Annotated in this window: 11 protein-coding genes and 1 pseudogene; 7 read left to right on the forward strand and 5 right to left on the reverse strand. The window is 73.9% G+C overall.

Annotated features, from left to right (window positions below; genetic code table 11):
* Window positions 1-148: 148 nt before the first annotated feature.
* Entirely contained in the window at window positions 149-397 is a 249-nt protein-coding gene (locus ABZX65_RS36140; RefSeq protein ID WP_355350278.1) for a DUF5133 domain-containing protein, read from the reverse strand.
* A 397-nt stretch (window positions 398-794) separates the two neighbouring features.
* Window positions 795-965: a hypothetical protein gene (locus tag ABZX65_RS36145; protein WP_355350281.1), complete on the reverse strand. Its 171-nt coding sequence runs from the start codon at window positions 963-965 to the stop codon at window positions 795-797.
* Between the two features lie 434 nt (window positions 966-1,399).
* On the opposite strand from ABZX65_RS36145, the gene ABZX65_RS36150 reads away from it, so the two are divergent.
* A complete protein-coding gene (locus tag ABZX65_RS36150; RefSeq protein ID WP_355350283.1) occupies window positions 1,400-2,659 on the forward strand; it encodes an MFS transporter in 1,260 nt (419 codons plus the stop codon).
* Window positions 2,660-2,668: 9 nt separating this feature from the next.
* On the opposite strand, the gene ABZX65_RS36155 is transcribed toward ABZX65_RS36150, so the two are convergent.
* Together ABZX65_RS36155 and ABZX65_RS36160 are read right to left on the reverse strand one after the other, a co-directional pair.
* Entirely contained in the window at window positions 2,669-3,331 is a 663-nt protein-coding gene (locus ABZX65_RS36155; protein ID WP_355350286.1) for a hypothetical protein, read from the reverse strand.
* Window positions 3,292-3,726, reverse strand: a complete 435-nt coding sequence (locus ABZX65_RS36160) for a YchJ family metal-binding protein (protein WP_355350289.1) — start codon at window positions 3,724-3,726, stop codon at window positions 3,292-3,294. Before ABZX65_RS36160 ends, ABZX65_RS36155 begins: the two co-directional genes overlap by 40 nt.
* Before the next feature lie 126 nt (window positions 3,727-3,852).
* Here ABZX65_RS36160 and ABZX65_RS36165 point away from each other — a divergent pair, with 126 nt between their 5' ends.
* Window positions 3,853-4,230, forward strand: a complete 378-nt coding sequence (locus tag ABZX65_RS36165) for a hypothetical protein (protein WP_355350292.1) — start codon at window positions 3,853-3,855, stop codon at window positions 4,228-4,230.
* A 107-nt stretch (window positions 4,231-4,337) separates the two neighbouring features.
* Here the strand turns inward: ABZX65_RS36165 and ABZX65_RS36170 are convergent, their stop codons facing one another.
* Window positions 4,338-5,891: an ATP-dependent DNA ligase gene (locus tag ABZX65_RS36170; RefSeq protein ID WP_355350295.1), complete on the reverse strand. Its 1,554-nt coding sequence runs from the start codon at window positions 5,889-5,891 to the stop codon at window positions 4,338-4,340.
* Window positions 5,892-6,059: 168 nt separating this feature from the next.
* On the opposite strand from ABZX65_RS36170, the gene ABZX65_RS36175 reads away from it, so the two are divergent.
* The 5 genes and pseudogenes from ABZX65_RS36175 to ABZX65_RS36195 form a co-directional block, all read left to right on the forward strand.
* A complete protein-coding gene (locus ABZX65_RS36175) occupies window positions 6,060-6,698 on the forward strand; it encodes an alpha-ketoglutarate-dependent dioxygenase AlkB (RefSeq protein WP_355350298.1) in 639 nt (212 codons plus the stop codon).
* 322 nt (window positions 6,699-7,020) lie between these two features.
* Window positions 7,021-7,971: a sensor histidine kinase gene (locus ABZX65_RS36180; protein ID WP_355350301.1), complete on the forward strand. Its 951-nt coding sequence runs from the start codon at window positions 7,021-7,023 to the stop codon at window positions 7,969-7,971.
* A gap of 143 nt (window positions 7,972-8,114) precedes the next feature.
* Complete coding sequence (locus ABZX65_RS36185) at window positions 8,115-8,726, forward strand: cellulose binding domain-containing protein (protein ID WP_355350304.1); 612 nt, start codon at window positions 8,115-8,117, stop codon at window positions 8,724-8,726.
* Between the two features lie 248 nt (window positions 8,727-8,974).
* On the forward strand, window positions 8,975-9,565 hold the full coding sequence (locus ABZX65_RS36190) for a lytic polysaccharide monooxygenase (protein WP_355350307.1): 591 nt from the start codon (window positions 8,975-8,977) through the stop codon (window positions 9,563-9,565).
* Window positions 9,566-9,730: 165 nt separating this feature from the next.
* A pseudogene (locus tag ABZX65_RS36195) lies at window positions 9,731-10,014 on the forward strand (ParA family protein); the annotation flags it as partial.

The following is a 10,014-nucleotide window of genomic DNA, read 5'->3' on the forward strand; positions in this document are numbered from 1 at the left end:
CGTTCTCCCCCGTTTGTTCGGCTCCCCTCCCCCCCGCCTCCCCCCCGGGCGCGGGGGGGGCGGCCCCCCCGCGCCCCCCCCCCCCCCCCGCGGGGCCCCCCCCCCCCCCCCCCCCCCGCCGCTGTGACGTCTGTCGTGGGGTCCGGCTTCAGGCCGCCGAAGCGTCCTCGGTCTCGTCGTCCTCGTCCATGAACAGGTGGCGCTCCATGTGCACGCGGGCGGCGGCGAGCGCCGGGGCGATCTCCCGGGTGCCGGTCGACACGCACAGCGTGTACGCCGTGTCCTGGAGCTGCTGCCGCACGCGCGGGTCGACGGACTTCGCCGTCTCGACCTCAGCGGTCAGCGTCTCGTAGCGTTCCACCAGGTTCCGAAGGACGGTCGGGTGGGCCATCAGCATCGTCGTACTCCTCGATGTCGGCGAAGTCGGGACGCGCCTGCCCGGCCCACGCTGTTCCATGCGTGAGAGCGGCGAGAAAAATTGCCTGCCGGGCCGCACCCTCTTCTTCGTCGCGTCTTTGCGCAGGCCCCGGATAGGGGTCGAGGGGTGCGAAGTAGTAGTCCCTTCACGGTACATGACACTCATGTCCACAACGGGGGCCGGTGAACGTGATGTTCGACTCGTCTTCGCCGCCGTGCCGAGGGAATGCCGCTCGCGCGGGCGCCGGGCGGCCGGTTGTCGAACACCGGGTGTCGACGTACCGACGTACCGACGTACCGACCTGTCGCCACGACATGACGCGGCGACAGGTCGACAGCTGACTGCTTGTCGGACGCGGTGTCGTCCGGGCGGCCTTCTAGTCGATGCCGCGCAGGATGTGGGTCTCCGTCAGATCGTCCTCGTAACCGGCGAGGCGGATCGGCGCGCACCGGGACCAGGTGTCCAGGGGGCGTTCCTCGGCCAGGAGCGAGGCACCGTCGCCGCCTCGTTCGGCCGACTCATTGCGCTTCAGTTGATCAGGTGACACCGCGCACTCCTTTGCGTCGCGTGGACCGGCGACACCCGACGCGGCCGTCCGACCGCGCCCGGCGCCCGGTGGGATGGCTCTTCGGGCGGTACGGACGCGGTGGCGCCTTGGGCCCCCCACGCCCGGGGGCGAAGGGGAGGACCGGAGCGCGGCCGAGGTGGGCGACTCGTTCCGGGACGGGCCCCGGGGTTCGGTACATCCCCTGAGACCGGTTCGTCCCGCACAGCGTAAGCCTGCCCGTCCTCCGTCACCAGCCGGTTTCCGGCGCGCTACGCACAGTGGCGAAGTGCCGTGCGCGCGTGCGAAACCGGCCCTGGCCGCTGCCGTGCGGCGCATGGTTGCTACGGTTCCTCGTGCTCAACAGCGAAGAGGACCGAGACGAGGGGCCTGCGCCATCCGGGTCACGCGCGCCTGAAATATCCGGAAAGCCGGAGATGTCCGCGCCGCCGGCCAAGCCCCGCCGCCGGCTGCTGGCCGATGTGAGCCCGCTGCGCGAGCACCCGGACTTCCGCCGCCTGTGGTTCGGCAACACCGTGTCGTACATCGGCCAGCAGATGACCGCGATGGCCGTCTCGCTCCAGGTCTACGCGATCACCGGCTCCAGCTTCTACGTCGGCCTGGTCGGCCTCTTCTCGCTCGTCCCGCTGATCGTCTTCGGCCTGTACGGCGGCGCCGTCGCCGACGCGGTCGACCGGCGCAAGCTCGGCCTGATCACGGCCGCCGGCTCCACCGTCTGCTCCGGCGTGCTGGCCGCGGCGGCTTTCGGCCATCTCAGGTCCGTGGCACTGCTCTACGCCGTCGTCGCGCTCCAGGCGGTCTGCTTCGCGATGAACTCGCCCGCCCGCTCCTCGATGATCCCGCGCCTGCTGCCGCCCGAGCGGCTGCCCGCCGCCAACGCGCTGGCCTCGCTCGCGGGCGGGGTCGGCCAGATGGCAGGACCCATGCTCGGCGCCGTCCTCGTCGGCGCCTGGGGCTACCAGGCCGCGTACACCGTCGACGTCGCCGCCTTCAGCGCCTCCCTCTACGCGATGTGGCGGCTGCCCGCGATGCTCCCCGGTGAAGGGGACGGCGCGGCCCGCCGCCGCCCGTCGGTCATCGAGGGCCTGCGCTACCTCGCCGCCCGGCCCAATCTGCGCACCACCTTCGTCTCCGACCTCGCCGCCATGGTGCTCGCCCAGCCCCGCGTGCTGTTCCCCGCCGTCGCCGGGCTCTGGTTCGGCGGCGACACCCGCACCGTCGGCCTGCTCGCCGCGGCCCCCGCCGTCGGCGCGCTCCTCGGCAGCGTCTTCTCCGGCTGGCTCGGCCGGGTCCACCGCCAGGGCTTCGCCGTGCTGCTCGCCGTCGGCTCCTGGGGCGCGGCCGTCGCCGTCTTCGGGCTCACCCGCAACCTCTGGCTGGGCCTGCTCTTCCTGGCCTTCGCGGGCTGTGCCGACACCGTCTCGATGGTCTTCCGCAACACCATGCTGCAATCCGCCGCCCCCGACGACATGCGCGGGCGCCTCCAGGGCGTCTTCCTCGTCGTGGTGGTCGGCGGCCCCCGCCTCGGCGACTTCCTCGCGGGTTCCGTCTCCGACCTGTTCACGCCCACCGTCGCCGTCGTCGGCGGCGGCCTGGCGTGCATCTCGGCCATCGCGCTGATCGGCCTCTTCCAGCGCGGCTTCGTCGCCTACGACGCCCGCCGCCCGGTGGCCTAGGAGCCGCCTTCAGGGGCGCGTCCGCTCCTCGGCGAGCGCCGACACGGCGGCGGCCAGACCGGCCTGCGACGGGTCGTACGCGACGGCGGCGGCCGTCAGCCGCAGGACGTCGGCGAGGGCGCCGTCGGTGAGGTGGTCGGGCGCGCCGACGCGCGCGAGGCCGCGGGTGAGCAGGCCGCGGGCGACATCGGGACGCCCGCGGCGCAGCATCTTGACGGTGGCGACGGCGTTGGCCAGGGCGCTGGCGGCCGGGGACCAGGCGGTGGCGGGCGCCGCGGGCACGGTGGCCGACCCGGCCGGCTCCGCGCGGACGGACAGGTCCAGGCGCCAGAAGAGCGGAAGACCGCGGAAGGCGGCGAAGAGCAGCCGCTCGCCCATGGCGGCGGCCGACTCCGGGTCGACGCGGAGCGAGGCCAGCGGCCGGACGCGCCCCAACGCCACGGCGGCGGTGTCGACGCAGTGGGCGAAGCGGTCGCCCGGCACGGTCCATTCGAGGTCGATGTCGCTGTAGGCGTCGGCGGTGCCCGAGGCCAGCGAGCCGCGCAGCCGGGTCCGGGAGCCGGGGCAGTACGCGGCCAGCGCGTCCAGCAGGTCGCGCGCCAGGGCCGCGCGTACGGCCGGGTCGAGGGCCGTCATCCGCTGCGCTCGGGCAGCGCGTCGACGTACACCCACGCACCGTCCTCGCGGCCGAAGCGGCTGTTCTCGTACTGGTCACCCGGTTGGCCGTCGGCCAGGAAGCGGGCGCGGAATTCGACGGTGCCCTCGGTGTGGAAGGCGGTGCCGCCGGTCGAACCGAGGATGTCGAGGCCGGTCCACCGCACGTCCCCGTCGAAGCGCAGGCCCGGCGGCCGGGTGCCGGAGTGCCACGTACGCAGCAGATAGGCGGCGTCGCGTACGGCGAAGGCGGCGTACCGCGACCGCATGAGCTGCTCCGCGGTCGTGGCGGCGGACCGTCCCTGGTGGAGGGCGCCGCAGCAGTCGTCGTACGCGGCGGGCCGTCCGCACGGGCAGGGAGCCGTCGGGGAGAGCCGGGTGGCCGCCGGGCGGCGGTTCTGACGTCGGGGCATCCTCTGATTGTGGCGGACGCCGCCATTCGCGGGAGTCGTGGGTTTTGCCCGCCCCGCAGCGGAAAAGTGCTGACCGTGGCGCAAATCGGGTGCGCGCGCCACCATCCTCCTCCGAAAGGAATCCCCGTGAGTACGGCGCAAGACGAGTCAGCCCAGGTAGCGGTCACCTTCGACGGTTGCGCGAAGGAGGACGCGCAGACCGTTCTCGACGCTCTGAACACCAGCTTCGCCTCGGACCGAGAGCCCGACGACATCCCGCAGGACTCCGCGGACGGGCGGCCGATGGTCTGGAGTGCCACCTTCGACGTGTCCCGCACCCTCGGGGTGCCGGGACCCGCGCGGCTCGGCGAGTCGCTGACGGTCACGGCCCAGGGCGGCTACCGCGCGGTGGACCGGCTGCGGGAGAGCCTGGCCGAGGCGTTCACCGTCCGGGTGGTCGGCACCGCGGCGGGCGACCAGGAGCAGGAGGCGCGCTTCCGGCTGGAGAACCACGGCGCCGCGTGACCGCGTGACCGCGTGACCGACTGCCCGGGACGGGGCGCCGCCTGACCGGGAGGGCGCGCGCCGCCCGGCGGTCCGCGGCAGGTCCGGCCGTACGCCGTCCGTCCGCGTCACGTCCCGCCGTGTGCCGCCCGTACCGCCTCCAGCGTGTCGGCCTCGGCCGCCGTCTTGTCCTCGCGGTAGCGCACGACGCGGGCGAAGCGCAGGGTGACGCCCGCCGGGTAGCGGGTCGAGGTCTGGAGGCCGTCGTAGGCGATCTCGACGACCAGTTCGGGGCGCACGGTGACCACGTATCCGTCGGTGGGGCCGACCGCCAGGGCGAGCAGCCGCTCGGTCTGCCAGTCGAGCAGCGCGTCCGTCAGGCCCTTGAAGGTCTTGCCGAGCATGGCGAAGCCGTCGCCGTCGCGCGCGCCCAGATGGAGGTTGGAGAGCTTTCCCGTGCGGCGGCCGTGGCCCCACTCGACGGCCAGCACCACCAGGTCGAGGGTGTGCACCGGCTTGACCTTGATCCAGGACGCGCCGCGCCGACCGGCCGCGTAGCCGCTGTCGGCGGCCTTGACCATCACGCCCTCGTGCCCGCGGTCCAGCGTGGCCCGCCAGAAGTCCTCGGCGGCCCGCAGCTCCGCCTCGTCCGCCGCGTCCGACACGACGGTCCGCCGGACCCGCAGCTCCTCGGGGAGGAGCCCGGCCAGCACCGCGTGCCGCTCGTCGTAGCCGCGGTCGAGCAGGTCCTCGGTGGCGTCCCGGTCGCCGACGGCGAGCACGTCGAAGAAGACCGCCGTCAGCGGCAGGGCGCGGGCCGCCGCCGACACGTCGACGCGGGAGCCGACACGGCCCGCGGTCTCCTGGAATGGCCGGGGCCGCCCGTCCGGGCCGAGCGCCAGCACCTCGCCGTCCAGGACCAAACGGTCCGCGCCCAGCGCGCGGACGGCCGCGACGACCTCCGGCAGGCGCTCGGTGATGTCGTCCAGCGTGCGGGTGAAGATCCGGACCGACTCGCCGTCGCGGTGCACCTGGACACGGATGCCGTCGATCTTCTCCTCGATCGCGCAGGGCCCCGCCTTGGCGACCGCCTCGGCGACCGATTTGGCGGAGGACGCCAGCATCGGCAGCAGCGGCCGGCCGACCGCGAGGGCGAATTCGGTGAGCGCGTCGGGGCCCCGCGCCAGCAGGGCCCGCGCGACCGGTTCGAGGGCGCCCGCGAGCATCACCGCGCGGCGTACGTCGGCGGGCGGCGCGCCGGTCGCGGCGGCCAGGCCCTCCGCCGCCGCGGCGTCCAGCGCGCCCTGCCTGACCTCGCCGGTGAGCAGCCCGACCAGGAACTCCTGCTCCCGCTCGGTCGCCGCGCCCAGCAGGCCCTGGAGCAGGTCCCGCCGCCGGCCCTGCGACCCGGCGCCCGCGACCGCGCCGACGGCCGTCAGCGCCTCGTCCACCGCCCGTACGGTCAGCGTCGGCTCCGCGGCGGGCTCGGCGCGGTCCCGCAGCGCCGCCCAGCCGACGCCGAGCCGCCCCTGCGGCAGGCGTCCGGCCAGATACGCGATGGCGACCAGCACGTCCTCGGGCTCCATGGCCCGGAAGAACTCGGCCAGCAGCGCCGTCTTGCGGGTCCGCGCTGATGTGTGCGCGACCTCGTACGAGACACGGGCGACCTCGGCGAACAGCATGTTCTCCATCCTGCGGCGAACCGGGCGGGAACGCCCGGCGTGTGCCGGACGTATGCCCGAGGCATGCCCGACGTGTGCCCGGCAGACATCCGGCACACGCGTTCGGCACAGGTTCGGAGCACCGCACACAATAGAACAGGTGTACGACAGTCGAGGTAGGCTCGGCGCATGAGCCACCCGTCCCCTCAGCAGGCGTCCATCTTCGGCGGCGGCGCTCCGGGCCTCGGTGACCTGGAGGGAGCCCGCCGCACCCACCTCGGACAGGGCGCCTGGATCGACACGCTCCCCGGATGGCTGAGCGGCGCCGACGACCTCTACGCGGAACTGGCCGCGGAGGTCCCCTGGCGCGAGGAGCGGCGCCGGATGTACGACAACGTGGTGGCCGTACCCCGCCTCCTCGCCCACTACCGCGAGGGCGACCCGCTGCCCGCCGACGTGCTCACCGACGCCCGCGCGCGGCTCAGCGCGCACTACGCGGCCGAACTGGGCGAGCCCTTCGTCAGCGCCGGACTGTGCTTCTACCGCGACGGCCGGGACAGCGTGGCCTGGCACGGCGACCGCTTCGGGCGCGGCGGCACCCACGACACGATGGTCGCCATCGTGTCCCTGGGGGAGCCGCGCCCGCTGCTGCTCAGGCCGCGCGGCGGCGGGGGCGCCGGGAGCACCGTCCGGCAGCCGCTGGGCCACGGCGACCTGATCGTGATGGGCGGATCCTGTCAGCGGACCTGGGATCACGCGGTGCCGAAGACGCGGGGAGCGGTGGGCGGGCGGATCAGCGTCCAGTTCCGGCCACGCGGAGTGGCGTAGGACCGGTGCGGAGCGGCGCGGGACCGGCGCGGAGCGGCGCGGGACCGGTCGGTTCTCCGGGGGAGCGGCCCCCGCTGCGGGCGCGGACGGCGGCCAGGCGGCTCCCGGCGTTGATGATCGTCGGGCGAGGAGCATACTGGCGGTGACAGCACTGTTGTCCGAAACCGCTGTCAAGGGGTGTCCGAAAAAACCGCAGGTGTCCGAAGGGGGCATTCAGGGTGGACATCGCGGTCGGCCGGCGTCAGGGGGCGCCGAGGCCGACGCGAGAGGCGTGGGAAACGCCACCGGGACGCTGCCGTGCGATGTCGCGAGCGGTGGCGCCGTGATCAGTCCTGCCCGGAACTTCTCCCATCCCGCTCTGTTCTACCGCGGCGCGCGCGAGTATCTGGAGGGCACCGTCCCCTTCGTACGGGACGGCCTCGCCGCGGGCGAACCGGTCGCCGTCGCGGCCCCGCCCGTCGGACTCGGCCTGCTGCGTACCGCCCTCGGGTCCGACGCGGGCGCCGTGCGCTTCATCGACATGACCACGGTCGGGCGCAACCCCGGGCGCATCATTCCGGCCGTGCTCCGCGCCTTCTGCGACGCGCAGCCGCCGGGTCCGGTCCGGATCATCGGCGAGCCGATCTGGCCGGGGCGCACCGCGCTGGAGTACCCGGCCTGCGTCCAGCACGAGGCGTTGATCAACACCGCCTTCGCCGGGCGGCAGGTGACGATCCTGTGTCCGTACGACGCGGCCGGGCTCGCCCCCGACGTCCTGGACGACGCGCACGCCACCCATCCGGTGGTGATCGAGGCGGGCCGCGAGCGGCCCAGCGACCGCTACGCGCCGGACCACGCCGTCGCCTCCGGCAACACCCCGCTGCCCGAGCCGCGGGACGCCGCGTCCTTCGCCTTCGACGACCAACGCCTGCGCGACGCGCGGCGCTTCGCCGTCCGGCTGGCGGGCGGCTTCGGCCTGACCGGCGCCCGGCTGGACGACCTGGCCCTCGCGGTCTCCGAACTCATCACCAACAGCGTTCTGCACGGCGGCGGTTCCGGCACGATCCGGCTGTGGACCGAGAACGACCAGGTGGTCTGCGAGGTCCGCGACGGCGGCAGGCTCAGCGACCCGATGGCCGGCCGCCGCCTGCCTCCGAACGGCCGCCCGGGCGGGCGCGGTCTGCTGATGGTCAATCACATCGCGGACCTCGTCCGCGTCCACGCCGCCCCCGACGGCACGGCGATCCGCTGCTACCTCGGCGGCGCTCCCGTCCCGGCCGGAGCCGCGGACTGACCGACCCCGAACCGCCCCGCCACGCCGACGTCGCGTGAGCGGGGCCTTTCGCTGTGCGCGCACGGTGTGGTCTCGCGGTGCGCGGACGGCGGGGACCCTCCGCCATGCGGAGCCCCTTGACGCCGGGGGAGGGGCCTGGCTTCATGAACGCGGTGGCATGGGAGCGCTCCCATCGTGCCCTGCGCTGCCGAGCCGTCACCGGGACCACGGCGACCTCGGTCTCCCTGGGCTGGTCGGCGGCGACCGACAACGTCGGGGTGACGGCGTACGACGTCTACCGCGGCGGCGCGTTGGTGGGGACGACCGCCGGCCGGTCGTACACCGACTCGGGGCTGACCGCCGCGACGGCGTACACGTACACCGTCAAGGCGCGCGACGCGGCGGGCAACACCTCCGCCGCCTCGGCGCCGGTCACCGCGACCACCTCCAGCGGGTCCAACGGCGGTGGCGGCAGCGGCTGTTCCGCCAGCTACACGGTGAGCAACGACTGGGGGAGCGGCTTCACCGCCGATGTGACGGTGGCCAACAGCGGTACGTCGGCGACGCGTTCGTGGACGGTGTCGTGGACCTACCCCGGCAGCCAGCGCGTCACCAACTCCTGGAACGCCACCGTCGCCCAGTCGGGCGCGGCGGTGACCGCGGCGAGTCTCGCCTACAACGGCGCCCTCGCGCCGTCCGCCGAGACCCACTTCGGATTCCAGGGCACGTACAGCGGCGGGAACGCCGTTCCCGTGCTGACCTGCACGGCGACCTGACGCACCGTCCGGTCGCGCTTCGCGGCGGCCCGGCGAGCGGGGAGACCCGCTCGCCGGGCCGCCGTGCGTGGCGGACACATTGCGCCGCCGCACGGCTGATTCTTGGTGTGGACATGACTAAATCCTGGGACTAGGGTGCGACTTGGTCTAGACCTGGATCGGTGTGGTCTTGCTCCGCACGGGCAGGTCCGGGCCGCGTACGACCGTAGACATCCGCGGAACTCCCCCACGTTCTCAAGGAGTACGCCATGCGCAAGAAGATCAGTGCGGCCGTGATCGGGCTCGGCGTCGCCGGTTCGTTCGTGCTCGCCACCGGAAGCGCCAGCAGTCACGGCTACATCAGCACCCCGCCCAGCCGCCAGGCGCTGTGCGCCGCCGGGACCGTCACGAACTGCGGCGACATCCAGTACGAGCCGCAGAGCGTCGAGGGCCCCAAGGGCTTCCCGGCCGGCGGTCCCGCCGACGGCAAGATCTGCAGCGGCGCCAACAGCCGCTTCGCCCAGCTCGACGACCCGCGCAACGGCGGCTGGCCCGCCACGCACGTGACGGGCGGTCAGAGCTACACCTTCACCTGGAAGTTGACCGCCCGGCACTCGACGACCGACTTCTCGTACTACCTGACCAAGGCCGGGTACGACCCGAAGAAGCCGCTCACCCGGGCGATGCTCAACACCACGCCCTTCCTGAAGATCCCCTACAACGGCTCCCAGCCGCCCGCCACCGTCGTCCACCAGGGCACGATCCCCAGCGGGCTGAGCGGCAAGCAGCTCATCGTCGGCGTCTGGACTATCGCGGACACCGCGAACGCCTTCTACTCCTGCGCCGACGTGCAGTTCTGACGCACCGTCCTGGGCCGCCGCCGTCCTGCTCCGCTGACGGTGCGTCACCGTAACGCCCGGCGTGGGCAGCCGCACCCGCGCCGCCGCGTAGGGCAGTGTCGAAGCCGGAACCGGGCCGTTCGGACGCCCGGACGGCGCGCACACGACGACGGAGGCGGCAGCGGGATGCGGACACGACGGGGACGGCGACTGACGCGGGGCCTCGGCCCGAGGCGGGCGCGCGGCGGAGTGTTCGCCGCGGCGGCCCTCACGGCTGCGGCGGCGCTCGCCGGAACGGGAGCGGGCGCGGCGACGGCGACGGCGGCGCCCGGCGACGGGGTACGGGATTCGGCCTTCGCCCCGGTGCCGGACGCTTCCGAGTTCCGCCGCTCTATCGCCGACCTCGCCGACATCGCGGACGTCTCCTCCCGGGTCCTGCACGACGCCATGTACGTCCACGAGTCCGGCCC

Origin of the sequence: Streptomyces sp. NPDC003300 (assembly GCF_040610915.1) — a bacterium.
Lineage (GTDB): Bacteria > Actinomycetota > Actinomycetes > Streptomycetales > Streptomycetaceae > Actinacidiphila.

What these genes read in the sequence shown, in the direction of transcription:
- ABZX65_RS36160 (WP_355350289.1), bottom strand. Translation starts at nt 3,726, where the DNA reads ATGCCCCGACGTCAGAACCGCCGCCCGGCGGCCACCCGGCTCTCCCCG.
- ABZX65_RS36185 (WP_355350304.1), top strand. Translation starts at nt 8,115, where the DNA reads ATGAACGCGGTGGCATGGGAGCGCTCCCATCGTGCCCTGCGCTGCCGA.
- ABZX65_RS36175 (WP_355350298.1), top strand. Translation starts at nt 6,060, where the DNA reads ATGAGCCACCCGTCCCCTCAGCAGGCGTCCATCTTCGGCGGCGGCGCT.
- ABZX65_RS36190 (WP_355350307.1), top strand. Translation starts at nt 8,975, where the DNA reads ATGCGCAAGAAGATCAGTGCGGCCGTGATCGGGCTCGGCGTCGCCGGT.
- ABZX65_RS36140 (WP_355350278.1), bottom strand. Translation starts at nt 397, where the DNA reads ATGCTGATGGCCCACCCGACCGTCCTTCGGAACCTGGTGGAACGCTAC.
- ABZX65_RS36150 (WP_355350283.1), top strand. Translation starts at nt 1,400, where the DNA reads ATGTCCGCGCCGCCGGCCAAGCCCCGCCGCCGGCTGCTGGCCGATGTG.
- ABZX65_RS36170 (WP_355350295.1), bottom strand. Translation starts at nt 5,891, where the DNA reads ATGCTGTTCGCCGAGGTCGCCCGTGTCTCGTACGAGGTCGCGCACACA.